The sequence below is a fragment of the Salipiger bermudensis HTCC2601 genome (assembly GCF_000153725.1).
In the GTDB taxonomy this organism is placed as follows: Bacteria; Pseudomonadota; Alphaproteobacteria; order Rhodobacterales; family Rhodobacteraceae; genus Salipiger; species Salipiger bermudensis.
The window spans coordinates 1,854,426-1,879,675 of the sequence record NZ_DS022276.1 but is presented as its reverse complement, the minus strand read 5'-3'; the positions used below and the strand labels follow the sequence as shown (position 1 = coordinate 1,879,675).

Below are 25,250 nucleotides of genomic sequence, written 5' to 3'. Positions count from 1 at the left end.
ACCGTTTCCGCCACGTGCAGGAGGCGGTGCGGATCTATCTCGAGGATCTGCGCGGCTAGGCGCCGCCGCCGCGCGCCTGAAGCCGCGCACCGTCGAGCAGCATTCCGACCCGGTGCATGATGGCATCGACACAGCTCTCGGGCGAGGCATCCCGATAGACCGCCGGGCGCAGACCGAAGGTGTAGATCGCGTAGATCGCGTCGATCAGGGTCTCGATTTCGGCCTCGTCCACGTTTTGCAGATCGGCGTCCTCGCGCAGGATTCTGGCGATCGGGGACAGGGCCTGCAACAGCTGGGCGCGGTTGCGGTCCTCGGTCTCTCGCGGCCATTGCCAGTAATAGGCCTGCATCACCGCCATGAGTTGGGTGTCCTCGAGATCGTACTTGGCATACATCGCGAGGATCCAGCGCAGCCGCTCCATCGTGCTGCCCTCGTCCGGCAGTCCGGCCTCGAGCGCGGCGATCTGGACGTCGTTGTTCTCGTGGATCAGCTCGTAGAGCAGCCCGGCCTTTGAGTGGAAATGGGCGTTGATCATCGCGTGGGTGACGCCCGCCTCGCGGGCGATCTCGGTCACCGAGACGTCGTGATAGCCGTACTCCCGGAACAGTCTGCGGGCCGCCTCTAGAAGGCGTGCCTTGGTGGCGGCGCTTTGCCTGTCCTTCTGCGTCAGGCGGGTGCGGCGGGGAGGGTGCTGATCATTCGTCATCAAACGGACCCAGTATAGTGCAACCACAGATCAATGCCTTCTTGATAACACTGACGCAAACAATGTAAATAAAAATGTCGCCGAAATGTTGACGCTGTTTACTTAGGTCCCTATATCCTTAGCGGCTCGAACGTGCCGCTAAGGAGAGCGCGCGATGGATAGATTCAGTGAGATGAGGGCGTTCGCCCAAGTGATGGAACAGCGTTGCTTCAGCAGCGCCGCTGAAACGCTCGGCCTGTCGAAAGGCTCGGTGTCGAAGCAGGTGGCATCGCTCGAACGGCGCCTTGGGTTGTCGCTTTTCGAGCGCACGACGCGGCAGGTGACCCCGACCGACGAGGGTAGGGTGTACTACGACCGCGCGCGGCAGATCCTCGATGAGACCGCGCGCGCCGACCTGATCGCGCGGGCCATGAAGCGTGCCAGCTCCGATGGCGAAACGCTGCGCATTCTGGCGGAGCCCGAGCTTGTCGACCACGTTGTGATGCCGCGCATCGGTGGTTTCCTGCACTCGATGTCTACGGTGCGGCTCGACTTCCGCACCGAGGACGACGATCCGGACCTGGATGGAAACGAGGGCTGGGACATCGCGCTGGCGGTCACCCCGGCGGAACGTCGCCCGCTGGCCGCCCGCATCATCGGCGCCACCCGCAAGACGCTGGTCGCGTCCTGCGATTATCTCGATCAGGAAGGTGTTCCGCGTGAGCCCAGCACCTTGAGCCTGCATCGCCTGCTGCGTTGCGCCGGAACGCGCGAGCGGACCTGGCGGCTGGTCGACGAGGACGGTGCCGATGTGCCGATCACCTCGGGGCGGCAGCTTCTGTTCCGGGACTGGCGCTCGCAGCTCGCCGCCTGTCAGGCCGGCCTCGGCATCGCGCTGCTGCCCGACTACATGGTTCGCGAGGGCCTGCAAAAAGGCCGGCTGGTGCCGGTCATGCCGGGGCTGTCGAGCCGTCGGCAAGTGATCTCGGCGCGGCATCCCGATGAGGGAACGCCGAGCCGCACCGCGGTCCTCTTCGAGGAATTCTTGGGTCAGACGCTGGTGCATAACGGCTGACGTCCGACCCATCTGATACAGGCGATTCGACTCACCCCCTTCGGGATCGCCTGGGGACCCCGGCCGCCTCTGGCGCTCCGGGGTCCCGGAAATTCACTCGGTCGGCAGCAGGATCGCCTCGACGCGGCGGTTCTCCTCGCGGCCGACCTCGGTGAGGTTGCTGGCCACCGGGGCCAGATAGCCCGCGCCTTCGGAGCCGAGCTGCGCCGCCGCGACCCCCTTTCCGCGCACGTAATCCATTGCCGCGTCCGCCCGGGCGCGAGAGACCGCGATATTGGCCTCGAGCGAGCCGGTCGCATCGGTATGGCCGACGAAAAGCACCCGCCGGTCCGGGGTCTCGGCGAGATAGGCTGCGATCGCGTCGAGAGAGGCGACCGCGTCGTCGCCAAGCGATGCCGACCCGCTCTCGAAGCGCAGGTCGCGCAGGATCATGTGGCCCTTCGCTTCAAGCTCGAAATTCGCCACGTCGGCCACCTGGACGGCGGCGGGCGGCGGGTTCTCGGGGGGCGTGGGCGCTTCTGTCTGCTCACCGCCACCGCTCTGGATCACCTGCACGTAGCTTGCCGCGTTCGAGCGGCTGACCAGCAAGGTCACGTGGTCGCCCCCGGGGCCCTGGGCGCTGAGGAAGCGAAACGCAGTGAGGTCGACATACATCTCGGGCGCCGGGATCACCTCGGTGCCGAAGCGGAAGTCGAAGCCGCCGCAGCGCGCCGAGGCGCAGTCGAACACGATCTCGTAGCCCTCGGCCTCGAGCTGCTCTCGCAACGGCGCCAGCACTTGCAGGGTCGTCAGGTCGGGCGAGGGGATGCGCCAGGCCTGCCGAAGGATCCGGCCCTCGGAGCGGATCACCGGGATGCCGGTCTCGTCTTGCCACGGCCCGGTGGGGACCGCGTAGCTTCCTGGATCCGAGATCCGCTCGCCCATCAGTCGCGCGCCGCCCGGCAGGGTCAGTTCAAGCGCGGCCGCCGGCGAGCAGAGCATCGCCAGCAGCGCTGCCTCAGCGAGCCTGCGCGTGATATTCGTCATTCGGCCGCATGTCGGTGGCCGAGGCCACCCGGTTGGTCATGTTGAAGAACCCCGCCACGTTGGCGATGTCCCAGATGTCGCGCTCGGAGAAGCCGGCGTCGCGCAGCGCTTCGCGGTCGTACTCGGCGATCTCGGCGCTGGCCTTGGTCATCTTCTCGACAAAGCTTAGCATGGCGCGCTGGCGGTAGGGCAGGTCGGCCACGCGCCAGTTCATCACCAGCATCTCGCCAAGCTTCGGATCGCCAGAGAGCTGGCGCACCGCGGCACCGTGGGCGGTCAGGCAGTAGAAGCACTTGTTGATCGACGAGACCACCACCGCGATCATCTCGCGCTCGAGCTTGCTGAGGCCCGAGCCCGCCAGCATCAGCTCGTTGTACATCGCGGTGAAGGTGTTGAGCTTGGCGATGTCGAAGGCGTGCGCCTTGAGCACGTTCGGCACCATGCCCAGCTTCTCGTCGCAGATGTCGAAGTATTTCTGCGTCTCCGGCGGCAGCGGATCGACCATCGGCAGGTTGAGGGCGGTGGGCAGGTCCTTGGTCATGTCTCAGGTCTCTGGCTTGATACGATAGTGATACTCTCCCACGGGCTCGAAGCCGAGGGAAGCATAGAGACCGTTTGCCGGCGCGTTCTCCTTCACGCAGAGCGCCGCGATCCAGTCTGCCCCGTTCTCCTGCGCCCAGATGGCGGCCCGGCGCATCATCCACTTGCCAAGCCCCTTGCCGCGATGGGCCGCGCGGATCTCGAGCGCGTGCACCATGGCGATGCCGTCATGGATGGCGCAGAACCCGGCCCCGGCGGGCTTGTCGTCGGTGCGCCCGAAGATCGCCGCCTTGGGGCCCTCGGCGCGGTCCATGACCTGGTAGCGCGCCGGGCCGATGCCGCCCTCGGCCCAGATCTCGTGCATGACCGCGAGCGGCTCCCAGATCGCGAAGGCCTTGACCCTCGGAATCTCAAGATCGGTGAGGCTGTTCACCGGCGCGAGCCACAGCGTCACCGGGTCGATCACCGCGTAGCCCTCGGTCGCGAGCGCCGCGTCGAGCGCTTCCTCGCCGGCGCGGATCATGAACAGCGCGTCCTGCCCCATCAGCCGCATCGCCTGCTCGGCGGCGGCAAGGTCGTCGCGGTCCCAGTCGCCCGCTGCGGTGGCACAGGAGACCCGCTTGCCACCACCCCCGCCGTCGCGCAGGCGCCACGGCCCGGCCTCGATCACGTTCGCCGCGGGCCAGGTGCGGTCGATGGCATCGTAGAGCCGCGTCAGGCTTGGGGCGCTCATGCCGGGAACATCTCGCAGAGACGGGTCATGGCGGCATCGACCCGTGCGCCGTCAGCCCCGCGGATGACGATATTGGCACCGTAGATGCCGTTCTTCTGGAACGGGTAGGAGCCGATCGACAGGTCGCTGAACTCCGAGGCCAGCTCCGAGAGCGGCCCTGCGATGTCGCCCTCGCCGCGCTCCACCCGCAGGTTCTGCGACAACAGCGGCGCGCCGCCGGTGAGCGTCGGCAGCACGCTCGCCACCATGGTCTCGAACACCGCCGGGACGCCGGCCATGACAAAGACGTTGTCCATGGCAAAGCCCGGCGCGATCGAGACCGGGTTCTCGATCAGCACGGCGCCGTCGGGGATGCGTGCCATGCGCTGCCGCGCGGCGTTGAACTCCGAGCCCTGGCGCTCGTAATGCGCCGCCAAGAGCGCGTAGGCATCCTCTCGGATGTCGATGGACACCCCGAAGGCGGCGGCAACGCAATCGGCGGTGATGTCGTCATGGGTCGGCCCGATGCCCCCCGAGGTGAAGACGTGATCGACCTTGTCGCGCAGCTCGGTGATGGCTCCGATGATGGCGTCGCGGTCATCCGAGACGACGCGCGCCTCGCGCAGGTCGATGCCGACCTTGGTCAACTCCTTGGCGAGGTGGTTCATGTTGCTGTCGCGCGTGCGGCCCGAGAGGATCTCGTCCCCGATCACGATCATCGCTGCGGTGGGATTGGTCATCGAACTGTCCTTCTTGGCGCGCCTAGTGCAATGGTATAGGCCCGCGTCATGCGCTTTCAAACCCCTCTCGTCCGCGCCGTTTTGCTGCGCCGCTACAAACGCTTCCTCGCCGATGCACGGCTCGAGGACGGGCGCGAGATCACCGCCCACGTGGCCAACCCCGGCAGCATGATGGGCCTGAGGGATGAGGGCCTGACGATCTGGCTCGAGCCCAACGACGACCCCAAGCGCAAGCTGAAATATGCCTGGCGGCTGGTCGAGCATGAGGGCGGGGCCTTCACCGGCGTCGACACCGGAGTGCCCAACCGCATGTTGCGCACAGCGCTCACCGCGGGTCGCGTCCCCGGGCTCGACGGCTACGACACGGTCCGTCCCGAGGTGAAATACGGCGAGAACAGCCGCATCGATTTCCTGCTCACCTCCGAGGGCCGCCCGGACACCTATGTCGAGGTCAAATCCGTTACCCTGTCGCGCAGCCCCGGTCTGGCCGAGTTCCCCGACAGCGTCACCGCCCGCGGGGCCAAGCATCTCGCCGAGCTTGCCAACATGGCCGAGGCCGGCCACCGCGCGGTGATGCTCTACCTCGTGCAGCGCACCGACTGCAGCGCGGTCACCCTCGCCGCGGATCTCGACCCCACCTATGCGGCGGCCTTCCTCGAGGCCGCCGCCCGCGGCGTGGAGGTGCTGGCCTTCGACTGTGCCATCACCCCCGAGGGCGTCAGCCTCGGCGCCCCGCTGCCCTTCCGCGCCCCCTGACCTCGCGCCCCGCAGCCCGCGCCACGCAGGGCCACCGATCACCGCGTTCCCCACGGCGCCCCCGTCTTCTCTTCGTCAAAAATACTCCGGGGGGAGTCGCGGCCCCGCCGCGGCGGGGGCAGAGCCCCCGAATGCCGCCACGGTCCCGCCGCGCGACGCTGGCACCGCTCCGACCCGGCCCCCACGCAGCTGCCCGCCAGAGCCTCCGCGACACGCCAGCCGGCGCGCCACACGAAGCGGGCAGAAATGCAACGCGGAAGGGGCGTTTCGCCCTTTCCGACCGGTTGCGGCATTCCCGCCACAACCCGGGTCGGCGTGGTCACAGTGCTGGACGCAAGCCCGGGTTTTCCCGTATCGTGAGATCAAATCGGGGCGAAAACGATCCCGGATAAAAAGCAGTATTGCAGGCAGTCAAAGGCATATTCGCCATGTTTCCCGAGCGGTTTTCGAACCTGCCGCCCTATGCGTTTCCGCGTCTGCGGGCGCTGCTCGATGCGCATGCGCCGGGCGGCGATGTCACACATATGTCCATCGGTGAGCCGAGGCATCCGTTCCCCGACTGGGTCGGAACGGTGCTGGCCGAGCACGTCTCGGAGTTCGCCAAGTACCCGCCCAATGACGGCACCCCGGAATTGCAGCAGGCGATCTCGGACTGGATCGCGCGCCGCTACGGCGTTAGCGTCGATCCCGGGACCCAGGTGATGCCGCTCAACGGCACCCGCGAGGGGCTCTACAACGCCGCCATGGCGCTCTGCCCCGAGCAGAAGGGCGGCAAGCAGCCGGCGGTGCTGATCCCGAACCCGTTCTACCAGGTCTACGCCGTGGCCAGCGTTTCGGTGGCGGCCGAGCCGGTTTTCGTGAACGCCACGCAGGAGACCGGCCACCTGCCGGACTACCATGCGCTGTCTGAAGAGGTGCTCGACCGCACCGCGCTGGCCTATATCTGCTCGCCCGCGAACCCGCAGGGCGCGGTGGCGGATCGCGCCTACTGGGAGCGGCTGATCGCGCTGGCCGAGCGGCATGATTTCCGCATTCTCGCGGACGAGTGCTATTCCGAGATCTACCGCGGCGAGGCGCCTCCGGGCGCGCTTCAGGTCGCGCGCGAGATGGGCGCCGATCCCGAGCGCGTGGTGATCTTCCACTCGCTGTCGAAGCGCTCGAACCTGCCCGGGCTGCGCTCGGGCTTCGTGGCCGGCGGCCCCGAATGCATGAAGCGGATCAAGCAGCTGCGTGCCTATTCCGGCGCCCCGCTGCCGCTGCCGATCCAGCGGGTGAGCGAGCGGGTCTGGGCCGACGAGGACCACGTGGTCGAGAACCGCAGGCTCTATGCCGAGAAGTTCGACATGGCCGACCGCATCTTCGGCAACGTGGCGGGCTACGCGCCGCCGCAGGCGGGGTTCTTCCTCTGGCTGCCGGTCGAGGATGGCGAGGCGGCGGCGCTGAAGCTCTGGCAGGAGACCGGCGTGCGGGTGCTGCCGGGCGCCTACCTGTCGCGCGACACCGAGGCAGGCAATCCGGGCAAGGGATATATCAGGGTCGCCCTCGTGGCGGACCGGGAGCAGACCGAACAGGGACTCACGCGGATCCGTGACTGTCTCTATGGGCAATAAGAAAAAGACGAGGCGAGCGATGGCGTATCAGGCACGGGGGCGCGACCCCCTCTTCGACAGCAACATGCAGGCGGCGATCGAGAAGCGCGGCAAGGAGCTTGCCGGGCTGGCCCTGATCGCGCTCGGTGTGATGGCGGCGATGATGATCGGCTCCTACACGCCGGACGATCCGTCATGGCTGTCGGCCACCGATGCGCCGGTGCAGAACTGGCTGGGCCGGATCGGCGCCTCGATCGCGGCGCCCCTGTTCATGATCGTCGGCTGGGGAAGCTGGGGGCTCGCGCTCGTGCTCATGGTCTGGGGGGCGCGCCTCGCCCTCCACCAGGGCGAAGAGCGCGCGCTCTCGCGCATCGTCTTCGCCCCGATCTGGATCGCTCTTTCCGCCGTCTATGCCGCGGGCCAGACCGTGGGGCCGGAATGGACCCACAGCTTCGGGCTTGGCGGCCTCTTCGGCGACATGATGATGGGCACCGTCTTGGGCATTCTGCCGGTCGGCGCCGGGCTGGGCCTGAAGCTCGTCATGCTGGTGATGGGCGCCGGGATCGTCGCCATGGGCGCCTTCGTTCTAGGTTTCACCAAGCCCGAACTGGGCGCCATCGGGCGGTTCCTGCTGGTCGGCACGGTGATGGCCTATGACACGCTGCTGCGCCTGCTGGGCCGTGGCGCGAGCTCGACCATGTCGGCGGCGCAGCGCATGCAGGCGGCGCAGTCCGAGCGCCGCGAGCGTCGCCGTCAGGAAGACGCCGAGGCCGCCGCCTGGGCCGCCGAGCAGGAGGCTGCCTGGGCCGCGGAACAGGGCCACGTATCCGAGGCCCCCGTGGCTCCGCAGGCGCCTGCCGCCCCGCTGGTGCGCCGTCCGGCCGCCGCCGCCGCGCCCGAACCGGTGAGCTATGCGGAGCCGGCCCATGACGCGCCGCAGCCCCTGTCGCAGGAGGCCGACGCCCACTGGCCCGAGCCCGCCCCGCAGATGATGCCGGCCCCCGAGCCGCGCCCCGAGCCCAAGAAGCCCGGCCTGCTGGCCCGGGTGCCGTCGCTGATCAAGCGCCACGAGGTGCTGCCGGCGGCCGAGATGATCGAGGTCGATGAGGACGGCTACGTCATCGAGGAGGAACCCGGCGAAGAGCGCATCCGCGCCAAGATCGCCGACGTGATCCGCGCCCGCCGCCGTGGCCCCGAGCCGGAAGAAGCGGCTTTCGTGCCCGACCCGGACAAGCCGCTGACCAAGGGCCGTGGCCGTCGCCCCGAGCCGCTGATCTATCGCACGCCGGGTGCCACGCGCGCAGAGCCGCCGCTCACCGCCGCCCATGCCGCCGTGCAGGGCCGACCGCCGGAGCCGCCGCTCACGGCGCCGCGGATGCCGGCCGCTCCCGCCGCTGCTGCTGCTGCTGGCGCTGCCGCAGCACCCGCGGCCTTTGCGCCGGACGTTCCCGCCGCGCCCTCTGAGAGCGGCTCGCGTCTCGTGAGCCGTGGCCGCGCCACGCCGCCGCCCTTCGAGCTCGAGCCCGAGCCGGAAGAGGCGGTCACCGATGACAGCGACGATTTCGCCGATTACCGCCCCGCCGGGTCCGCCTACGGCGCCGCCGAACAGCAGGCCGAGGAGCGCGGTTACGACGATCTCTACGCCCCGGCCGAGGATGACGGCTACGATCGCGACTACGGGTATGACGACGCGGCGGAGAATGTCTTTGCCGATCATGGCTACGGTGCGGGGGGGGGCGACGATTACGCCGGCGAATACGCGGACGAGGACAACCACATCCCCGAGATGCCCGCCGAATACGCCGACCGCCGTCCGGCGATCCCGGTGGTGCAGCCCAAGAAGGTGGTGCAGCAGGCCGAGCGCAAGCCGGTGCAGCCGTCGCGCCGTGCCCAGGAAGAGGCGCAGCCGCGGCTGAGCTTCGAGGAGGCGCATTCGGATTTCGAATTCCCGCCGCTGAGCCTGCTGGCAAGCCCCGACGCCATCGAGCGTCATCACCTGAGCGACGAGGCGCTGGAAGAGAATGCCCGCATGCTCGAGACGGTGCTCGACGATTACGGCGTCAAGGGCGAGATCGTCTCGGTGCGTCCGGGCCCGGTGGTCACCATGTACGAGCTCGAGCCCGCCCCGGGCCTCAAGGCGTCGCGCGTCATCGGCCTGGCCGACGACATCGCGCGCTCGATGTCGGCGCTCTCGGCCCGTGTCTCGACGGTGCCGGGCCGCTCGGTGATCGGCATCGAACTGCCCAACGAGCACCGCGAGATGGTGTCGTTCCGCGAGATCCTGTCGTCCCGCGACTACGGTGACGGCAACCAGAAGCTGCCGCTGGCACTGGGCAAGGACATCGGCGGCGACCCGGTGGTCGCCAACCTCGCCAAGATGCCCCACCTGCTGATCGCCGGTACCACCGGCTCGGGCAAGTCGGTGGCGATCAACACGATGATCCTGTCGCTGCTCTACAAGCTCAGCCCCGACGACCTGCGGCTGGTGATGATCGACCCCAAGATGCTCGAACTCAGCGTCTATGACGGCATCCCGCACCTGCTCTCGCCGGTGGTGACCGACCCCAAGAAGGCCGTGGTGGCGCTGAAGTGGGTCGTGGGCGAGATGGAAGACCGCTACCGCAAGATGTCGAAGATGGGCGTGCGCAACATCGACGGCTACAACGGCCGCGTGGCGGAGGCGCAGAAGAAGGGCGAGATGTTCTCGCGCACCGTGCAGACCGGCTTTGACGACGAGACCGGCGAGCCGGTGTTCGAGACCGAGGAATTCGAGCCCAAGAAGATGCCCTATATCGTCGTCATCGTCGACGAGATGGCCGACCTGATGATGGTGGCGGGCAAGGAAATCGAAGCCTGCATCCAGCGCCTGGCGCAGATGGCACGGGCCTCGGGCATCCACCTGATCATGGCCACCCAGCGTCCCTCGGTCGACGTGATCACCGGCACGATCAAGGCGAACTTCCCCACCCGGATCTCGTTCCAGGTGACCTCGAAGATCGACAGCCGCACCATTCTCGGCGAGATGGGGGCCGAGCAGCTGCTTGGCATGGGCGACATGCTCTACATGGCCGGCGGTGCCAAGATCACCCGCTGCCACGGCCCGTTCTGCTCGGACGAAGAGGTCGAGGAAGTGGTGAACCACCTCAAGGCCTTCGGTCCGCCGGAATACGTCTCCGGCGTGGTGCAGGGCCCGGATGACGAGAAGGCCGACAACATCGACGCGGTTCTGGGGCTCAACACCGGCGGCAATACCGGTGGCGAGGATGCGCTCTACGACCAGGCGGTGGCGATCGTCATCAAGGACCGCAAGTGCTCGACCTCCTACATCCAGCGCAAGCTGGGCATTGGCTACAACAAGGCGGCGCGCCTCGTGGAGCAGATGGAGGACGAGGGCGTGGTCTCGGCCGCCAACCACGTGGGCAAGCGCGAGATCCTGGTGCCCGAGCAGGCCTGATTGCCTGCCGGGGCCCCTCCCCTGCCGGGGAAGGGGCATAGGCTGCCCGCCCGAGGGCGCGCGGGCTGTCGAGGAGGGGTGAGGGGGCCAGCCCCCTCTTGGCCCGGAGGGCCAATTCACCCCCGAGGTATTTTCGAACCAGAGAAGACGGGGAGGGCGTGGCGCGGCTGCGCCCTTTTCCGTGTCCGGCGGGCTTGCGGGAACGGAGCGACCGATGGGGCGTTGGGATGGGCCGAAGGGAGAGTGCCACCATGCCGTCAGACCAGTCCGTGAATGCCCTGCTCGATACCCTGAGCCGCCGCGCCGACCGCGACCGCGAGGTATCGGTCGCCGACGTGATCTCGGATATCGGGGACCGCGGCATCGGCCCTCTGCTATTCGTGCCGGCGCTTCTGGTGCTCTCTCCGCTTGGGGCGATCCCGGTGGTGCCAAGCCTCTTCGCGGTGGCGCTCTTCCTGATCGCGGTGCAGAGCCTGTTCGGTGAAAGCCGCATCTGGCTGCCGCAGGTGGTCCGCGAGCGCGCGGTGGAAGAGGACAGCATCCGCCAGGCCACCAAGCGGCTGCGGCCCTGGGCGGACCGGCTGGATCGCCTCTTCGGGCCGCGCCTGAAGGCGCTGACGACCCGACCGGTGCAGAAGGCGGCGGCGGTGCTCGCGGCAATCCTGTGCCTGAGCGTGCCGCCGCTCGAGCTGGTGCCGTTCGCGGCGCTGGTGCCGATGCTGGCGATCGCGCTTCTTGGCCTCGCGATCACGCTGAATGACGGGATTCTCATGGCCGTGGCGCTGACCGGCGCCGGCGTGGCCTTGATCGGCAGTGTCTGGCTGCTGATATCAGGTTGAAGACCCGCTGCTATCGCTTAACCGCGCCCGACATGCCATGTCATCGAAAGACCAGAGCAGGACGAAGGACACACATATGCTCCGCATTCTCACCGCCGCGCTGACCGCGCTGATGCTGACCGCACTGCCGGCGGCGGCACAGCAGCTCTCGCTGAACACGCTGTCGAACTATCTCAATTCGATCCAGTCCGCCGAGAGCCCGTTCACCCAGATCAACAGCGACGGCTCGATCTCGACCGGAAAGATCCTGATTAAGCGCCCGGGCAAGGTGCGGTTCGAGTACAACCCACCGGAGCAGGCGCTGGTGCTGGCGTGGTCGGGGGCGGTGTATGTCTTCGACAGGAAGGTCGGCGGCCAGCCCGAAACCTATCCGCTCAACCAGACGCCGCTGTCGATCATTCTCGACCGCAACGTGAACCTCGCGCAGGCGGGGATGGTGACCGGGCACCAGTATGACGGCACCGCCACGATCGTCACCGCGCAGGATCCGAAGCGGCCGGAATACGGCTCGATCCAGATGAAGTTCACCGGCAATCCGGTGGAACTGCGTCAATGGGTGATCCGCGACGGCAATGGCAGCACCACCACCGTGGTGTTGGGCGGGCTAGAGAAGACCAGCCTGCCCAACAGCGTGTTTGACGTGAACCGGGTGCGCTGACGGCACCCCGGGGGCCGCGTGGCGCTCAGCGCGCCGCGCGGCAGTTCGCCAACTGGACCTCGTAGACCACCGCGCGGTTGCCGACATCGTCGGCGACCCGCAGCAGCCAGGCCTTGTTGTTGTAGGTGCCGCGCCGGAAGCCACCGCGCCCTTCATGATAGGCGAGGTACTGGTTGCGGGCATCGCGCATGCTGATGCCGAGGCTGCGTGCGGTCTCGGCCATGTACCAGCCCATGAAATCAGTCGCGTCACGGATGTTGTCGCGACGGGCGCGGCGGGTGCCGGTTGATTCGAGGTACTCGTCCCAGGTGCCGTCGAGTGCCTGGCTGTAGCCGAAGGCCGAGCTCTGCCGTCCGTAGGGGATCACCCCCAGCGAATAGCGAAACGGGGTCCGGGCATCGGACTTGAACTTGCTTTCCTGGTAGATCGTCGCCATCTGGACGTGCACGGGCACGCCCCATTTGCGCTCGGCGGCGCGGAATGCGCGGGTGTAGTGTGGGCGCTCCTTGAGGATCGCGCAGGCATCCTCGAGGTTATTGGGCGACCGCCCGCTGCCACCGCCCCCGCAGGACGCGGCCAACAATACGATCACCAACGCGCGAAGCCATCTGCTCATCTGCCTCTCGCTTTTTATGTTGTTTTATGTTTCTTGCCTCGCTCCAGTTTAGCCGATCGGCGGCCGGGTGGGAATCAAAATTCCGATGGGAGAGGGGGGCAGCGGTGTCGTGCCGGTGTGTTTCGCCCCGGGATGCGAGCTCGCCTCATCTGCCGGAATTGTTCACTGTCTGACCGGTGTTCACAGAGTGTTTCCGCGATAAATGCCGGTGAAGTTGGACAACTTGCCACGAAAATGTCAAAACTCGGACCAAGAGGTCTTTATGCACACACAGCGCGCCAAATATCATCTCGGCCAGGTCGTCCGGCATCGCAAGCACCCGTTTCGCGGCGTGGTGTTCGATGTCGATCCCGAGTTCAGCAACACCGAGGAGTGGTACGAAGCGATTCCCGAGGACGCGCGCCCGGTGAAGGATCAGCCGTTTTACCACCTGCTGGCCGAGAACGATCAGAGCTTCTACGTGGCCTATGTCTCGGAGCAGAACCTTGTCGCGGATTACTCCGGCGAGCCGGTGGACCATCCCGACATTCCCGATCTTTTCGGCGCGTTCGAAGACGGCAGCTACGCGCTTCACTTCCAGATGAACTGAGCCGGGCCGGGCGTCTGCCCGGACCTTGCGGCGGATGCGTTTCGAGGCGGCCTTGGCCGCCTCTTTTCATTTGCGCGGGTTTCAGGCCGCGGCGCGCACCAGGTCGAGGAACTGTGCCACCTGCTCGGGGCTCAGCGACCAGTCGCAGACGAGGCGCGCCACGGCGAGCGACTCGTCGGGGCCGTCTTCGCTGTCCCACAGGTGGTAGTCGGCACCTTGCGCCATCACTGCGCGGTGGGCCCCGCGCGACATCTCGAAGAACACCATGTTGGCGTGGGTGTCGTTGACGATGCGCAGTCCGGCGCCTTTCAACCCTTGCACCAGCTGGTCGCAGCGCGCGTTGGCGCGACTGGCGAGGTCGTGCCAGAGGGTGTCGGTCAGGTAGGCGTCCATCTGTGCCGCGAGGTAGCGGTGCTTGGAGAACAGCAACGCCCCGCGCTTGCGGCGGTATTCGAACTCGGCCGCCTTGTGTTGAAGCGCTACCGCTTCGCTGCTTGAGCGCGCTGCGGTATCGAAGATCAGCACCGCTTCGACACCCATCAGCCCGTTCTTGGTGCCGCCGAAGACGCAGATGTCGACGCCCGCTTTCCAGCTCATCTCGGCCGGGGTGACGCCGAGCCTCACGGCGGCATTGGCGAAGCGTGCTCCGTCGAGATGCACCGGCAGGCCGTATTCCTTCGCAACCGATGTCAGGGCGCGCAGCTCGTCGATGGAGTAGACGTTGCCGCGTTCGGTGAGCTGGGTGATCGAGACCGGCCCGCGCTTGGGGCCGTGCACGCCGCGCGTCTCCTCGCCCTCGATGGCGGCGCGCAGGGTCTCTGGCGTCATGCGGTCACTGTCGCCCACCAGCGTGAGCTTGGCGCCGCCGGTGAAGAACTCGGGCGCGTTGCACTCGTCCTCGTGGATATGCGCGGTCGGCGAACAGAACACCGTGGCGTAGGGCGGGCAGAGGCAGGCCAGCGACAGCACGTTGGCCGCAGTGCCGGTTGGCACGAGATAGACCGCTGCCTCGGGCGCCTCGAAGAGGTCGCGCAGGCGGCGGGTCACCGAAAGCGTCAGATCATCGGCACCGTAGCCGGCCACGTGGCCTGCGTTGGCGCGGGTCATCGCCTCGAGCACCTGCGGCGGCACCGGGCCGGAATTGTCGGAGGCAAAGAACATCAGACGGGCTCCTCGATGATGTGGTCTTCCCAGTCGTCCTCGTCGATCTCGAACTCCGGCACGGTGCGGTCGCGCATCGACACGCCGGCCTGGTGGACGGTCTCGGGATCGCCCGAGATCAGGGGGTGCCAGTCGAAGAGCGGCTCGCCGGCCCAGAGCAGGCGGTAGGCGCAGGTCTGCGGCATCCAGTAGGCGTGCTCATCGATATTCGAGGGCTTCAGGACGATGCATTCCGGCACGAACTGATGCCGGATCGGGTATTGCGCGCAGCGGCAGGTGCCGTCGTCGAACAGGCGGCAGGCGACATCGGTCAGCGCGACCTCGCCGCTTTCCTCGTCCTCGAGCTTGTTCAGGCAGCACTTGCCGCAGCCGTCGCAAAGCGCCTCCCACTCGCGCTCGGAGAGGTCCTTGAGGGCCTTGGTCTCCCAGAAGCGCGGTGCGAGGCCGCTGCGGTCGATGGGATCGCTCATAGCGCCTCCAGGATGTCGCGGGCGCGGGCGCAGTCGGCGTCCATCTGCTCGATCAGCGCCTCGAGACTGTCGAACTTCAGCTCCGGGCGCAGGTACTCGACCAGCCCGATGGAGAGGGTGGCGCCGTAGAGGTCGCCCTTGAAGTCGAAGATGAAGGTCTCGAGATTCGGGCGGTTCTCGCCGAACATCGGGCGCACGCCGATGGAGGCGGCGCCGTGGTAATGGCCCTTGTGCTCGCCGGTGAGCACCTCGACCAGCACCGCGTAGACGCCGAGCTTCGGCGGGTGCAGCCCGTCGATCGACATGTTGGTGGTGGGATAGCCCAGCTCTCGGCCGCGCTGCTCGCCGCCGATCACCGTGCCCTCGATGCGGTGCCAATGCCCGAGCTGGGCGGCGGCGTCGCGCGGGCGGCCGTCGGTGAGCGCCTCGCGGATCGCGGTCGAGCTGACCTGCCCGCCCTCGTGTTCGAGGATCTCGGCCACGGTGACGCCAAAGCCCATCTCCTCGCCGAAGCGCCTGAGGTCTTCGACGGTGCCGGCGCGCTTGTTGCCGAAGCAGAAATCGGCGCCGACGACCACGTGCTTGAGACCCAGCCCGTCCTTGATCACTTTGCGGGCGAATTCCTCGGGAGTGAGCGCGGCGAGGGCCGCGTTGAAGTTGATCTCGTAGAGCCGCTCGATGCCGAGCTTTTCGAGCCGCGAGGCGCGCGCCTTGGCCGACATCAGCCGGAAGGGTGGCGACTCGGGGGCGAAATACTCGCGCGGATGCGGCTCGAAGGTGAGCACGCCGAGCGGCGCATCGCCGCCCGCCGCGCGTGCGAGGCCTATCACCGCCTGGTGGCCGCGATGCACGCCATCGAAGTTCCCGATGGCCACGCTGGCGCCCCGGTCCTGGGGCTCGACATACTGGTAATCCCGGATGATCCGCATGAGCAAAGGCCTAGCCCCGTCCGCCGGCAGGCGCAAGACGGGGCGGTGCGGGGAGGGGGATCAGGGCGGGATTGGCTGGGTGGTTGGGCGCCGCCGTGTCATCGCAGGTGGTGGAGCGTTGCGGCGCGGAATCAAGGCCGCAGGCCGCCGCGCATCGCCGGACCGCCCCCCGGGCCGGCGATTTGGTGATACCAAGGCTGAGTGTCGAGGCCTTTCGGACTTGGCAGGGATAAATCGAGAGGTTCAGAGCCTTGGATCGCCGCCCCGCGGTCCGGCGATGCGCGGCGGCGCCCCCAGGCGGCGAACGCCCCCGCCGTCACCTCACCCGTAATCGCGTTCCCCGAAGATCGCCGAGCCGACCCGAACGTGAGTCGCGCCGAGCGAGATCGCCTGCTCGAAATCCGAGGACATGCCCATCGACAGCCCCTCGAGTCCGTTGCGCTCGGCGATCTTGGCCAGCAGCGCGAAATGCAGCGAGGGGGTTTCCTCGACGGGGGGGATGCACATCAGCCCCTTGAGCGGCAGGTCGAGCCCGCGCACCTCCTTGATGAAGGCGTCTGCATCCGCCGGCAGGATCCCCGCCTTCTGCGGTTCCTCGCCGGTGTTGACCTGCACGAAGAGATCCGGGCAGTGGCCCATCTCCTGCGCCAGCCGCGCCAGCGTGTTGGCGAGCTTCGGCCGGTCAACCGCGTGGATCGCCGAGAACAGCTCCATCGCCTGTCGCGCCTTGTTGGTCTGCAGCGGCCCGATCAGGTGCACGGCGACGCCCTCGAAACGCTCCTTCAGCGCCGGCCACTTGCCCTGCGCCTCCTGCACCTTGTTCTCGCCGAAGAGCCGGTGGCCCTGCTCGAGCACCGCCTCGACGCGCTCGATCGGCTGCACCTTGCTCACCGCGATCAGCTCTACCGAGCCTTCAGGCCGTCCGGCCTTTGCCTCGGCCTTGGCCACGCGCTCGCGGATGTCGGTCAGTCCCATGGTTCGTCTCCCCACGCCTCGATGAAGGGTTGCAACTCGCGCTCGTGTTTTCGCCAGGCCTGCGCCGAGCCGGTATAGATCGGCTGGCGCGCCTGGCTGACGCTGAGCGTCTTCACGGCGCCGCTCTTGTTCTTGTGGAAATCGAGGCAGGCGTCCTGCCAGTCAAGCCCCGCCGCCGCGATCAGCGCCCGAGATTGCGGCTCGGGATCGGCGACCAGCGCCTCGTAGCGGATCTCGTGCACCACGCCGGGCAGGGCCTGTTTCCAATGCGCGACGAAGCCGCGGAAGCGCTTGATGGCATGGGCGATGTCGGCGAGATCGTTGCCGTAGCGGTGGCTGCCGGTGTTGAAATAGTTCTTGTAGATCGACAGCGCGATGTCGCGCGGGTCGCGCTGCACCACCACGAAGCGCGCCTGCGGCAGGGCGCGGTGGAGCAGGCCGATGATCAGGTAGGAGAGAATCGACTTGTCGGTGATCACCGGGCTGTCGCCGGGCACGTCGCGCCGGGCCAGCGTGGTGTAGCGCCGAGCGAAGGCCTCGATCCTGGCGGCGTCAGTGATCGGGCGCATCTGCTCGCCGGCGCCGAAAATGCCATAGGCGAGCTTCAGCGCCAGCCCGAGCTCGTTGCCGGCGCTCACCTCGCTATGGGCGGCGAGGATGCGCTCGACCAGCGTGGTGCCCGAGCGCGGCATGCCGGTGACAAAGACCGGGCGGGGGCTCAGGACCTCTGAAGAGGGCAGGGTGGGGAGGGTGTCCTGCGCGGCGCGCACGGTGGCGAACTCGCGATCCTGTGCGGCGTTGTCGAAGGGCGCGGCCTTGCGTTGCAGGGCGTTGGCGCGGTCGACGCAGGCAAAGCCCTTTTCGGGCGCGCCGGTCTCGTCGAGCGCCTTGCCGAGCGCGTAGCCCAGCTGGATGCGGGCGGGCTCTGGCAGATCCTTGCGGGCCCAGAGCTTTTCCATCGCGGGCAGCAGCGGATCGCCCTTGGCGAGCTTCTTTCCGCCAAGAAAGATGCGATAGAGCTGCGCCTCGTTCGGGTGCTGCTTGAGCAGTTTGCGGAAGATCTTCTCGGCCTCGTCGAAGCGTCCGAGATGTTGCAGGTAATGCGCCTTGTCCGCCTGCGCGCCAAGCGTGTTGCCCGGGGCGGCGATCAGCCGGTCATAGGCGGCGAGCGCCTCATTGCTGGCGCCGAGATGGCGGAAGCGCTCGGCGGCGTGTCGGGTGAGCTGAGGATTGCCGGGGGCAAGTTTCACTGCCTTGCGCAGCTGGGCGAGGCAGGTCTCGCGGTCGCCCTCTTCAAAGGCGATGCGCGACAGCTGGTACGGGATGTCCGCGCGCTTGGGGTCGGCGAGGGCGAGTTGTTGCAGGGCGCCGCGGGCCTTGGCGAGGCGGCCTTGTGCCATGTCGCTGGCGGCCTGTTTCATCAGCCGGGCCTTGGTGTCGGCGGAGAGCGGCAGCATGGCGGGCACCTTTCGGTCGGACAAAAAGAAAAGAGCGGGCAAAAGCCCGCTCTTCCCTTATCCCAATCTCAGAGGAGATTAGAAGGACATGCTGAGACCCAGCGAGTAGTTGTCGTAGTCGTCGGCCGAGCCGGCGTCCGGATCGACGTCCGAGTAGCCGTAGCCGAAGCGAGCCGAGAGACCGCCGCCGAGGTCGTAGGTGGCGGCGAGGCCGAAGCCGGACAGCTTGTCGTCGTCCTGGGTGTACTCACCGTAGTTCACGCCGACTGCGATGGCGTTCATCTCGTAGCCGAAGCCGATGCCCCAGTGCTGGATGTCGTCCGCGTCGTCGATCGACATGTCGGTGTAGGTCAGGCCAGCCGAGAAGCCGTTGCCGAAGCCACCGGTTGCTGCGATCGAGGTCACGTCTGCGACTTCGTCCAGGCTCTGGTAGCCGAGGCCGACGGTCAGGTCGACGGTCGACACCTGGCCGGAGTACGAAACACCGAGGGCCCAGATGGTGTCGCCGATGTCGTCACCGGCAAGGGTTTCTGCGTCGGCGCCATCAGCAACCTGCTCGAGCGATGCCGAGAAGGTGAACGCGTCGTAGGCGTAGTCGAGACGAGCGATCTGGCCGTCACCGAAGCCGTCGAGCGAGAGGCCGACACCGTCGTTGATGACGCTGTAGTCGCCGTCGCCGTCGGAGTCGCTGAAGCCGTCAGCGTGGTTGAAGCCGAGGTGGGTGGTCTCGTCGTCGTTCAGCGAGCCGCCTGCGAGCGCCAGTTCCGGCACGCGAGCGTCGAGAGCGCCGTCGGTGTCACCCATGGTGAAGGTCGCGCCACCGTAGGAGATGAAGATCGCTTCGCCGCCCTGGACGTTCGGGCTCTCGAAACGGCCCGGCTCGCCGCGGTCAGCAGCTTCGTCGAGGTCGATGGTTGCGCCGAAGGTCAGGCCGTTGTCAGCTTCGCCGGACAGGGTGAAACGGATGTCCATGTCGGTGAAGAACTGGGTTTCGCCCATTTCCAGGCCGTCTTCGCCGTCGGAGACTGCCGGTGCGTAGATACCCATTTCGGCGTTACCGGTCAGGGCGATTTCTGCCGAGGCGACGCCTGCGGTTGCAACCAGCGCGGTGGTAGCAAACAGAATGCTTTTCATTGTTTCCCTCATGTGTTCGTAAGGCACGTACCAATCCGGGTAGCCCGGCCTTGATGGGCTTTCTATGCGCCTTCGGACCCTTCGTTTGCAACTCTGCGCTGGACGCCCCGGGCAACAAGCAAATCAGTGATGCGCAATTGCCACAACGCTGTCGGGCGGCCCGGCGCGCGTGTCCCGAGGTGTCCTTTGTCTAAGGCATTCGCGGCTTGTCGCGCGCCCGGTGCCCGAGTATGCAGGTGCGCAAAGACGAGACGGGCAGGAGCTTGAGCAGATGAGATTTATGCGAACGGCGACAGGTGCCATCCTGACGGGCGGGCTGCTGCTTCTGTCTGGGTGCGGCACGGTGAACAGCTGGTTCGACGGTCAGGGGTCCGACACGCGCAATGTGCCGCCGGGCAATGCCGAGACCTCGCAGGAGATCATCGAGCAGGAGATCTACGGCCGCGAGGGGCAGCCCGATTCCACCATCTGGGACATTTTCGGCGCGCGCGAGGATGCCGGCAAGGTCGGTGCGGTGAACCGCTATATCTGGAATGCCTCGCTCGACGTGCTGGATTTCCTTCCGGTCGACTCGGTCGATCCGTTCACCGGCGTGATCACCACCGGCTACGGCACGCCGCCGGGTGGCGGCGGCACATATCGCGCAACGATTTACATCTCGGACCCGGCGCTTGACGCGCGCTCGCTCAATGTCGCGCTGATGACGCGCTCGGGCCCGGTCGATGGCGCCACCATGCGCGCGGTCGAGGATGCCATCCTGACCCGCGCCCGTCAGCTGCGCGCACGCGACAACGACCTCTGAGGCGCCAAAGAAAAGGCGCGGACCAATGGCCCGCGCCCGATCTGCGTGAGGTCATCGGCGAGGCCCCAAGGCCCCGCCCGGCGACTTAGCTCTCCTTGCCGACATTCTCCGCAAAGGCCGTCTCGAAGGCGGCCTTCTTGCTGTCATCCGCCGGTGTCTGGTGCATCTGCTTCCAGTCGTCATAGGGCATGCCGTAGAAGATCTCGCGCGCATCTTCCTTGCCCATGTCGATGCCGCGCTCGGCGGCGGCCTCCTGGTACCAGCGCGACAGGCAGTTGCGGCAGAAGCCGGCGAGATTCATCAAGTCGATGTTCTGTACGTCCTGCCGGTCTTCCATCAGGTGCTTGCGCAGCCGGCGGAAGGCGGCGGCCTCGAGCTCGATTCGGGTCTGGTCGTCCATGGAGTCCTCCGTCGTCATCAGGTTGTCGTCATGAGATGGGCGTCTGCCCGGATATGTGGGGTCACTCGGGCACTTCGTCGAGGGCGGCCTGAAGATGCGGCGCGAGTCGTCCGCCCCAGTGGCGCTGCTGCGCCTCGGTCTCGATCAGGTCGTTGCGAACTTCGATCAGCGTGTTCACCCGGCCATGCCGCAGCGCGTGCTGGTCGATGGCATCGCCGGGCAGGTGGCCGGGGTAGGGCTGGTTACGGCCCACGGTGAGGTCGGGCTCCTGTTCGAGCCGGGCGATCAGCGGATCGGACAGCCGCGCGTCCCAGGCGTGCAGGATGCCCACGTGCCACGGCCGGGTGGGGCGGCCGCGCAGCTGGCGGGTGAAGGAGTGCACCGACACGATCGCCACCTCGCCGCGCGACGCCGCCAGCAGCTCGAGTGCGACATGGTAGGGGCGGTGATAGGCGTTGAGCCGGCGCGCCTTCTCTTCCTCGTCGGCATGGCGGTTGCCGGGAATGATCGAGCCGTCATAAAGCCGCATCAGCAGGGTGGGGTCGTCTTCGCCGCGGTTCGGGTCGATGACGAGGCGCGAGAAATCTGCCCAGACCAGCGGCGAGTCGAGCGCCTCGGCCAAGGCGCGCGCCGTTCCAAGAGCGCCTACATCATAGGCAATATGGCGCGCCATGTCGGCCTCGGGCAGGCCAAGGGTTCCCCCCAGATCGGGCGGCACGGTATTGGTCGCATGATCGCAGGTGACCAGAAAGCGCCCTTTCCGGCCTTCTCCCTCTATCTGGTATGGTGTGTAGGTCATGGCAGCCGTCTTGTTCGCACCCGTCCGTTTAGAGCAGTTGCGCCATGAAGGGAATTGCGCAATACCGCGGGTAAGAGAGCGTTAGCGGTAACTGGTTTAAGGCAGAACAATTGGCGGCACCGCCGCAGGGAGACGGAAAATGAGACGTTTGCGCAAAGTGAAGATCGTGGCCACGCTTGGCCCGGCGAGCAACACCTACGAGATGATCCGCACCCTGCACGAGGCCGGGGCTGACGTGTTTCGTCTCAACATGAGCCACGGCACCCACGAAGACATCACCAAGCTGCACCGCGCCATCCGGCAGGTCGAGAAGGATCTCGACAGCCCGATCGCCATCCTTGCCGACCTGCAGGGCCCGAAGCTCCGCGTCGGCGAGTTCGAGAACGGCGAGGAAGAGCTCGAGTGGGGCGAGACCTTCCGCCTCGATCTCGACAAGGCGCCGGGCACCAAGAAACGCGTCTGCCTGCCGCATCCGGAGATCTTCCAGGCGCTCGGCGTTGGCGCGCATCTTCTGGTCAATGACGGCAAGATCCGCCTGCGGGTGGAAGAATGCGGCGAGGATTTCGCCAACTGCATCGTCGAGGCGGGCGGCACGATCTCCAATCGCAAGGGCGTCAACGTGCCAGACGTGGTGCTGCCGCTGGCGGCGCTGTCCGAGAAGGATCGCAAGGATCTGGAATTTGCCGCGGCGCTCGGCGTCGACTGGCTGGCGCTGAGCTTCGTGCAGCGCCCAGAGGATGTGGAAGAGGCGCGCAAGCTCTGCGACGGCCGCGCCGCGATCCTGTCGAAGATCGAGAAGCCGTCGGCGGTGAAGAGCTTCGACGCCATTCTCGAGGCTTCCGACGGCATCATGGTGGCGCGCGGCGATCTTGGCGTCGAGCTGCCGGTGCAGGCGGTGCCGCCAATCCAGAAGCGCCTGATCCGCAAGTGCCGCGCCGCCGGCAAGCCGGTGATCGTCGCGACCCAGATGCTCGAATCGATGATCGAGAGCCCGATGCCCACCCGCGCCGAGGTCTCCGATGTGGCGACCGCGATCTACGAGGGCTCCGACGCGGTGATGCTGTCGGCGGAATCGGCCGCCGGCCAGTATCCGGTCGAGGCGGTAACGACGATGAACAACGTCGCCGTCGGCGTCGAGCAGGACAGCACCTACACCGAGGTGATCGAGGCAAGCCGCAACATCGAGAAGACCGGCGTGGCCGACGGCATCGTCGCCGCCGCGCGCGAGATCGCCGAGTCGGCCAACATCAAGGTGATCTGCTGCTTCACCTCCTCGGGCACCACGGTGGCCAAGGTGGCGCGCGAGCGTCCGCGGGTGCCGATCATCGCCATGACCTCGCTGCGCGGCACCGCCCGCCGCCTGTCGCTGACATGGGGCGTGAACTGCGTCATGACCGGCGAGCTCGAGCGCTTCAAGCAAGCGGTGGTCAACGCCGCCCGCGCCGCACGGGCGCAGGGCTATGCGGGCTCCGAGGACCAGATCGTGGTGACCGCCGGCGTGCCGTTCAACATGCCCGGCACCACCAACATTCTGCGCGTCGCGCCCTGCGACGAGCGCCTGATCTACTCCACCGACCCGGAGTGATCCGGTCACGCGGCGAATCGCAGGGCCCCCGCGTCTCGAGACGCGGGGGCCTTTCGCTTTTTGGGCGCCCCGATCGTGCAGCGGCTGCGCGACAGCGCCCTTGGGGCGTGCTAGCCTGCGCCGCATGACCCCGGACCAACTGCTTGTTCTCGGACTGTTTCTTGCCTGCTGCGCCGTGCTTGCGCTGTTCTCGGCCTATGCCGACAGCCGCCGGCCCTATGTCGGGAGCGTGCTTGCGCTGGCGTCGCTGGCGGTGCTGCTGCACGGCAATACCCGCCAGCCGGGCGGCTACGATCCGCGCGACGTGCCAGATGCCATCTATGGTGTCATCGCCGATGTCGTGCGATAGCCAACGCGGACGGATGCCGCGCCCCGGCAGCACCGTGATTCCCGCTTGCATCGAAGCCCCGTCGCGCCTATGAGGGCGCCTCTTACCGCGCGTCCGGCCATCAGTGGCATGCCGAGTCGCGCGTTCACCGCAGAACGTCAAGGAGACGGAAATGCCCAAGATGAAGACAAAATCGAGCGCCAAGAAGCGCTTCAAGGTGACCGGCACCGGCAAGGTTGTCGCAGGTCAGGCCGGCAAGCGCCACGGCATGATCAAACGCACCACGAAGTTCATCCGCGACGCTCGCGGCACCACCACGCTGTCGGCACCCGACGCGAAAATCGTCAAGGGCTACATGCCCTACGACCGCTGATAGGAGGCTAGACACATGGCACGAGTCAAAGGTGGTACCGTCACCCACGCCCGTCACAAGAAGGTTCTCGATCAGGCGAAAGGCTACTACGGCCGTCGCAAGAACACCTTCAAGGTTGCCGCACAGGCCGTCGACAAGGCGAACCAGTACGCGACCCGCGACCGCAAGAACCGCAAGCGCAACTTCCGCGCCCTGTGGATCCAGCGTATCAACGCAGCCGTCCGCGCGCATGACGAGGCTCTGACCTACTCGAAGTTCATCAACGGCCTGACCAAGGCCGGCATCGAGGTCGACCGCAAGGTCCTCGCAGACCTCGCCGTTCACGAGCCCGAAGCTTTCGGCGCGATCGTGGATCAGGCCAAGGGTGCTCTGGCCGCGTAAGCGACCACTCCTTCGAGATCGAAAAAGACCGCGTCCGGGGCTCCGGGCGCGGTTTTTTCATGTCCCAAGGTCAGCTTGGCAGGATCAGCGGGCGGGCGTTGCCTCGGCCGTCTCCGCCTCGCAGGGGGCCTCCGGCTCGATCCGGCCGCGCCGCGCCAGCCAGCGTGCCAGCAGCGCCACGCCGAGAGCCCAGGCGGCGCCAAGGCTCCATCCCGCCAGCACGTCAGAGGGCCAGTGCACCCCGAGATAGACCCGGCTGGTGCCCACGAGCGCCGCCAGGAGCGCCGCCATGATCACCAGGAAGGCCCGGATCCGGCGGCGTTTCTCGGTGCGGGCCAGCATCACCGCAAGCGTCAGGTAAGTCACCGCCGCCATCATCGAATGCCCCGTGTATGGACGCCCCCGGGGCTGCAAGCGATTTTTTGACTTTGGCAACAGCATTGCGGTCGAGTTCCTTCGTGTATCCGGCCTCTGGTTGCGACCTTCAATGCCGCGGGCCCTCATGGTGAGTTCGAGGAACAGGTCCAAAACGAGAGGCCGTAGTACAAGCTACTCGGGACATTACTGGTTTTCCCATTCCTGATCTCGTCGACGCTTTGCCATGACCTCCATTCAGAACCACCGCACCCCAGCCTGCCTTCGCGCTCAGGCGTTGGCAGGGGTCTCGTAGACGCCGCCATGAGCCATGATCGCCCAGGCCATCCGCGCCATCTTGTTTGCCAGCGCAACTGCAACCAGCATTTTAGGTTTGCGAGCCAACATACGGGCCAGCCACGACCCATCTGGCGCGCCGCCGCGTTTTTGCGCGGCTTGGATCGCGGACATTGCACCGATGATCAGCAAACGCCGCAGGTCGCGCTGACCCATTTTTGATATCTTGCCCAGCCTTGTTTTACCGCCCGTAGAATGCTGGCGTGGTGCCAGCCCGATCCAGGCTGCGAAGTCGCGCCCCTTGCTGAACATCTCTGGCGGTGCCGCCAGCACGGCAATCGATACCGCCGTCACCGGGCCGATCCCCGGCATGGTCATCAACCTGCGCGCCACATCGTCCTGTCGGGCAATCTGTCGAAGTTGCCGGGTCAGCGCGTCAATGCGCGCGCTTAGCCCGGCGATGAGATCGAAGAATATTTGGCAAAGGCCGGTGACTTCGGGCGGCAATCGTTCTCCATCTCAGCCA

At 66.9% G+C, this 25,250-nt stretch carries 28 protein-coding genes; 12 read left to right on the top strand and 16 right to left on the bottom strand.

Annotation, left to right across the window (positions count from 1 at the left end; all coding sequences use genetic code 11):
• Positions 1–55: 55 nt before the first annotated feature.
• Positions 56–706, bottom strand: a complete 651-nt coding sequence (locus R2601_RS08950; protein WP_007796856.1) for a TetR/AcrR family transcriptional regulator — start codon at positions 704–706, stop codon at positions 56–58.
• Positions 707–860: 154 nt separating this feature from the next.
• On the opposite strand from R2601_RS08950, the gene R2601_RS08945 reads away from it, so the two are divergent.
• Complete coding sequence (locus tag R2601_RS08945) at positions 861–1,760, top strand: LysR family transcriptional regulator (RefSeq protein WP_083793906.1); 900 nt, start codon at positions 861–863, stop codon at positions 1,758–1,760.
• Between the two features lie 93 nt (positions 1,761–1,853).
• Here the strand turns inward: R2601_RS08945 and R2601_RS08940 are convergent, their stop codons facing one another.
• Genes R2601_RS08940 through R2601_RS08925 form a run of 4 tightly spaced genes read right to left on the bottom strand, consistent with a single transcriptional unit; the run spans position 1,854 to position 4,778 of the window.
• Entirely contained in the window at positions 1,854–2,786 is a 933-nt protein-coding gene (locus R2601_RS08940) for an OmpA family protein (protein ID WP_007796853.1), read from the bottom strand.
• The gene (locus R2601_RS08935) at positions 2,758–3,327 is read right to left on the bottom strand and encodes a peroxidase-related enzyme (protein WP_007796850.1); all 570 of its coding nucleotides are present in this window, start codon (positions 3,325–3,327) and stop codon (positions 2,758–2,760) included. Before R2601_RS08935 ends, R2601_RS08940 begins: the two co-directional genes overlap by 29 nt.
• A 3-nt stretch (positions 3,328–3,330) precedes the next feature.
• Positions 3,331–4,059 (bottom strand): GNAT family N-acetyltransferase, encoded by a 729-nt coding sequence (locus R2601_RS08930; RefSeq protein WP_007796847.1) that lies wholly within the window; start codon positions 4,057–4,059, stop codon positions 3,331–3,333.
• Positions 4,056–4,778 carry a competence/damage-inducible protein A gene (locus tag R2601_RS08925; protein ID WP_007796844.1) on the bottom strand — a complete coding sequence of 241 codons (723 nt, stop codon included), beginning with the start codon at positions 4,776–4,778 and terminating at the stop codon, positions 4,056–4,058. Before R2601_RS08925 ends, R2601_RS08930 begins: the two co-directional genes overlap by 4 nt.
• Positions 4,779–4,826: 48 nt before the next feature.
• Here R2601_RS08925 and sfsA point away from each other — a divergent pair, with 48 nt between their 5' ends.
• The 5 genes from sfsA (at position 4,827) to R2601_RS08900 (ending at position 12,074) form a co-directional block, all read left to right on the top strand.
• A complete protein-coding gene (gene sfsA / locus R2601_RS08920; RefSeq protein WP_007796841.1) occupies positions 4,827–5,534 on the top strand; it encodes a DNA/RNA nuclease SfsA in 708 nt (235 codons plus the stop codon).
• A gap of 428 nt (positions 5,535–5,962) precedes the next feature.
• On the top strand, positions 5,963–7,144 hold the full coding sequence (locus R2601_RS08915; RefSeq protein WP_007796837.1) for an aminotransferase class I/II-fold pyridoxal phosphate-dependent enzyme: 1,182 nt from the start codon (positions 5,963–5,965) through the stop codon (positions 7,142–7,144).
• 19 nt (positions 7,145–7,163) lie between these two features.
• Entirely contained in the window at positions 7,164–10,577 is a 3,414-nt protein-coding gene (locus tag R2601_RS08910) for a DNA translocase FtsK (RefSeq protein ID WP_007796834.1), read from the top strand.
• Between the two features lie 251 nt (positions 10,578–10,828).
• Entirely contained in the window at positions 10,829–11,416 is a 588-nt protein-coding gene (locus tag R2601_RS08905; RefSeq protein ID WP_007796832.1) for an exopolysaccharide biosynthesis protein, read from the top strand.
• 76 nt (positions 11,417–11,492) lie between these two features.
• The gene (locus tag R2601_RS08900) at positions 11,493–12,074 is read left to right on the top strand and encodes a LolA family protein (RefSeq protein WP_007796829.1); all 582 of its coding nucleotides are present in this window, start codon (positions 11,493–11,495) and stop codon (positions 12,072–12,074) included.
• A 25-nt stretch (positions 12,075–12,099) separates the two neighbouring features.
• On the opposite strand, the gene R2601_RS08895 is transcribed toward R2601_RS08900, so the two are convergent.
• Positions 12,100–12,690 carry a transglycosylase SLT domain-containing protein gene (locus R2601_RS08895; protein WP_007796826.1) on the bottom strand — a complete coding sequence of 197 codons (591 nt, stop codon included), beginning with the start codon at positions 12,688–12,690 and terminating at the stop codon, positions 12,100–12,102.
• Between the two features lie 262 nt (positions 12,691–12,952).
• Between R2601_RS08895 and hspQ the strand changes: the two genes are divergently transcribed.
• On the top strand, positions 12,953–13,279 hold the full coding sequence (hspQ, locus tag R2601_RS08890; RefSeq protein ID WP_007796823.1) for a heat shock protein HspQ: 327 nt from the start codon (positions 12,953–12,955) through the stop codon (positions 13,277–13,279).
• An 81-nt stretch (positions 13,280–13,360) separates the two neighbouring features.
• Here hspQ and R2601_RS08885 read toward each other — a convergent pair whose 3' ends face one another.
• The 6 genes from R2601_RS08885 to R2601_RS08860 form a co-directional block, all read right to left on the bottom strand.
• Positions 13,361–14,440 carry a threonine aldolase family protein gene (locus tag R2601_RS08885; protein WP_007796821.1) on the bottom strand — a complete coding sequence of 360 codons (1,080 nt, stop codon included), beginning with the start codon at positions 14,438–14,440 and terminating at the stop codon, positions 13,361–13,363.
• The gene (locus R2601_RS08880; protein ID WP_007796815.1) at positions 14,440–14,910 is read right to left on the bottom strand and encodes a YcgN family cysteine cluster protein; all 471 of its coding nucleotides are present in this window, start codon (positions 14,908–14,910) and stop codon (positions 14,440–14,442) included. Before R2601_RS08880 ends, R2601_RS08885 begins: the two co-directional genes overlap by 1 nt.
• A complete protein-coding gene (locus tag R2601_RS08875) occupies positions 14,907–15,839 on the bottom strand; it encodes a bifunctional riboflavin kinase/FAD synthetase (RefSeq protein WP_007796810.1) in 933 nt (310 codons plus the stop codon). The genes R2601_RS08880 and R2601_RS08875 overlap by 4 nt, the downstream gene beginning before the upstream one ends.
• Positions 15,840–16,160: 321 nt before the next feature.
• Positions 16,161–16,814 (bottom strand): YggS family pyridoxal phosphate-dependent enzyme, encoded by a 654-nt coding sequence (locus R2601_RS08870; protein WP_007796807.1) that lies wholly within the window; start codon positions 16,812–16,814, stop codon positions 16,161–16,163.
• The gene (locus R2601_RS08865; RefSeq protein WP_007796804.1) at positions 16,805–18,271 is read right to left on the bottom strand and encodes a sulfotransferase family protein; all 1,467 of its coding nucleotides are present in this window, start codon (positions 18,269–18,271) and stop codon (positions 16,805–16,807) included. The genes R2601_RS08870 and R2601_RS08865 overlap by 10 nt, the downstream gene beginning before the upstream one ends.
• Before the next feature lie 78 nt (positions 18,272–18,349).
• Positions 18,350–19,405, bottom strand: coding sequence for a porin (locus tag R2601_RS08860; protein ID WP_007796801.1), 1,056 nt, complete (start codon positions 19,403–19,405; stop codon positions 18,350–18,352).
• Between the two features lie 271 nt (positions 19,406–19,676).
• Between R2601_RS08860 and R2601_RS08855 the strand changes: the two genes are divergently transcribed.
• The gene (locus R2601_RS08855; RefSeq protein ID WP_040544533.1) at positions 19,677–20,207 is read left to right on the top strand and encodes a DUF3576 domain-containing protein; all 531 of its coding nucleotides are present in this window, start codon (positions 19,677–19,679) and stop codon (positions 20,205–20,207) included.
• Between the two features lie 85 nt (positions 20,208–20,292).
• Here R2601_RS08855 and R2601_RS08850 read toward each other — a convergent pair whose 3' ends face one another.
• Together R2601_RS08850 and R2601_RS08845 are read right to left on the bottom strand one after the other, a co-directional pair.
• The gene (locus R2601_RS08850; RefSeq protein ID WP_007796794.1) at positions 20,293–20,607 is read right to left on the bottom strand and encodes a DUF1244 domain-containing protein; all 315 of its coding nucleotides are present in this window, start codon (positions 20,605–20,607) and stop codon (positions 20,293–20,295) included.
• Between the two features lie 61 nt (positions 20,608–20,668).
• Positions 20,669–21,406, bottom strand: a complete 738-nt coding sequence (locus tag R2601_RS08845; RefSeq protein WP_007796791.1) for an N-formylglutamate amidohydrolase — start codon at positions 21,404–21,406, stop codon at positions 20,669–20,671.
• A 139-nt stretch (positions 21,407–21,545) separates the two neighbouring features.
• On the opposite strand from R2601_RS08845, the gene pyk reads away from it, so the two are divergent.
• From pyk to rplT, 4 genes are all read left to right on the top strand, one after another.
• The gene (gene pyk / locus R2601_RS08840; RefSeq protein ID WP_040544529.1) at positions 21,546–22,991 is read left to right on the top strand and encodes a pyruvate kinase; all 1,446 of its coding nucleotides are present in this window, start codon (positions 21,546–21,548) and stop codon (positions 22,989–22,991) included.
• A 124-nt stretch (positions 22,992–23,115) separates the two neighbouring features.
• On the top strand, positions 23,116–23,340 hold the full coding sequence (locus R2601_RS08835) for a hypothetical protein (protein WP_007796785.1): 225 nt from the start codon (positions 23,116–23,118) through the stop codon (positions 23,338–23,340).
• A 151-nt stretch (positions 23,341–23,491) separates the two neighbouring features.
• Positions 23,492–23,692, top strand: coding sequence for a 50S ribosomal protein L35 (gene rpmI, locus R2601_RS08830; protein ID WP_007796782.1), 201 nt, complete (start codon positions 23,492–23,494; stop codon positions 23,690–23,692).
• A 15-nt stretch (positions 23,693–23,707) separates the two neighbouring features.
• Complete coding sequence (rplT, locus tag R2601_RS08825) at positions 23,708–24,073, top strand: 50S ribosomal protein L20 (RefSeq protein ID WP_007796779.1); 366 nt, start codon at positions 23,708–23,710, stop codon at positions 24,071–24,073.
• An 84-nt stretch (positions 24,074–24,157) separates the two neighbouring features.
• Here the strand turns inward: rplT and R2601_RS08820 are convergent, their stop codons facing one another.
• Positions 24,158–24,514 (bottom strand): phosphatase PAP2 family protein, encoded by a 357-nt coding sequence (locus tag R2601_RS08820; RefSeq protein WP_375360170.1) that lies wholly within the window; start codon positions 24,512–24,514, stop codon positions 24,158–24,160.
• Positions 24,515–24,718: 204 nt separating this feature from the next.
• Complete coding sequence (locus R2601_RS08815) at positions 24,719–25,231, bottom strand: IS110 family RNA-guided transposase (protein ID WP_007796773.1); 513 nt, start codon at positions 25,229–25,231, stop codon at positions 24,719–24,721.
• Between the last annotated feature and the right edge of the window lie 19 nt (positions 25,232–25,250).

Excerpts from the sequence above, each read along its gene's own strand:
- R2601_RS08950 (WP_007796856.1), bottom strand. The coding sequence starts at position 706 with ATGACGAATGATCAGCACCCTCCCCGCCGCACCCGCCTGACGCAGAAG.
- R2601_RS08945 (WP_083793906.1), top strand. The coding sequence starts at position 861 with ATGGATAGATTCAGTGAGATGAGGGCGTTCGCCCAAGTGATGGAACAG.
- R2601_RS08940 (WP_007796853.1), bottom strand. The coding sequence starts at position 2,786 with ATGACGAATATCACGCGCAGGCTCGCTGAGGCAGCGCTGCTGGCGATG.
- R2601_RS08935 (WP_007796850.1), bottom strand. The coding sequence starts at position 3,327 with ATGACCAAGGACCTGCCCACCGCCCTCAACCTGCCGATGGTCGATCCG.
- R2601_RS08930 (WP_007796847.1), bottom strand. The coding sequence starts at position 4,059 with ATGAGCGCCCCAAGCCTGACGCGGCTCTACGATGCCATCGACCGCACC.
- R2601_RS08925 (WP_007796844.1), bottom strand. The coding sequence starts at position 4,778 with ATGACCAATCCCACCGCAGCGATGATCGTGATCGGGGACGAGATCCTC.
- sfsA (WP_007796841.1), top strand. The coding sequence starts at position 4,827 with ATGCGCTTTCAAACCCCTCTCGTCCGCGCCGTTTTGCTGCGCCGCTAC.
- R2601_RS08915 (WP_007796837.1), top strand. The coding sequence starts at position 5,963 with ATGTTTCCCGAGCGGTTTTCGAACCTGCCGCCCTATGCGTTTCCGCGT.
- R2601_RS08910 (WP_007796834.1), top strand. The coding sequence starts at position 7,164 with ATGGCGTATCAGGCACGGGGGCGCGACCCCCTCTTCGACAGCAACATG.
- R2601_RS08905 (WP_007796832.1), top strand. The coding sequence starts at position 10,829 with ATGCCGTCAGACCAGTCCGTGAATGCCCTGCTCGATACCCTGAGCCGC.
- R2601_RS08900 (WP_007796829.1), top strand. The coding sequence starts at position 11,493 with ATGCTCCGCATTCTCACCGCCGCGCTGACCGCGCTGATGCTGACCGCA.
- R2601_RS08895 (WP_007796826.1), bottom strand. The coding sequence starts at position 12,690 with ATGAGCAGATGGCTTCGCGCGTTGGTGATCGTATTGTTGGCCGCGTCC.
- hspQ (WP_007796823.1), top strand. The coding sequence starts at position 12,953 with ATGCACACACAGCGCGCCAAATATCATCTCGGCCAGGTCGTCCGGCAT.
- R2601_RS08885 (WP_007796821.1), bottom strand. The coding sequence starts at position 14,440 with ATGTTCTTTGCCTCCGACAATTCCGGCCCGGTGCCGCCGCAGGTGCTC.
- R2601_RS08880 (WP_007796815.1), bottom strand. The coding sequence starts at position 14,910 with ATGAGCGATCCCATCGACCGCAGCGGCCTCGCACCGCGCTTCTGGGAG.
- R2601_RS08875 (WP_007796810.1), bottom strand. The coding sequence starts at position 15,839 with ATGCGGATCATCCGGGATTACCAGTATGTCGAGCCCCAGGACCGGGGC.
- R2601_RS08870 (WP_007796807.1), bottom strand. The coding sequence starts at position 16,814 with ATGGGACTGACCGACATCCGCGAGCGCGTGGCCAAGGCCGAGGCAAAG.
- R2601_RS08865 (WP_007796804.1), bottom strand. The coding sequence starts at position 18,271 with ATGCTGCCGCTCTCCGCCGACACCAAGGCCCGGCTGATGAAACAGGCC.
- R2601_RS08860 (WP_007796801.1), bottom strand. The coding sequence starts at position 19,405 with ATGAAAAGCATTCTGTTTGCTACCACCGCGCTGGTTGCAACCGCAGGC.
- R2601_RS08855 (WP_040544533.1), top strand. The coding sequence starts at position 19,677 with ATGAGATTTATGCGAACGGCGACAGGTGCCATCCTGACGGGCGGGCTG.
- R2601_RS08850 (WP_007796794.1), bottom strand. The coding sequence starts at position 20,607 with ATGGACGACCAGACCCGAATCGAGCTCGAGGCCGCCGCCTTCCGCCGG.
- R2601_RS08845 (WP_007796791.1), bottom strand. The coding sequence starts at position 21,406 with ATGACCTACACACCATACCAGATAGAGGGAGAAGGCCGGAAAGGGCGC.
- pyk (WP_040544529.1), top strand. The coding sequence starts at position 21,546 with ATGAGACGTTTGCGCAAAGTGAAGATCGTGGCCACGCTTGGCCCGGCG.
- R2601_RS08835 (WP_007796785.1), top strand. The coding sequence starts at position 23,116 with ATGACCCCGGACCAACTGCTTGTTCTCGGACTGTTTCTTGCCTGCTGC.
- rpmI (WP_007796782.1), top strand. The coding sequence starts at position 23,492 with ATGCCCAAGATGAAGACAAAATCGAGCGCCAAGAAGCGCTTCAAGGTG.
- rplT (WP_007796779.1), top strand. The coding sequence starts at position 23,708 with ATGGCACGAGTCAAAGGTGGTACCGTCACCCACGCCCGTCACAAGAAG.
- R2601_RS08820 (WP_375360170.1), bottom strand. The coding sequence starts at position 24,514 with ATGCTGTTGCCAAAGTCAAAAAATCGCTTGCAGCCCCGGGGGCGTCCA.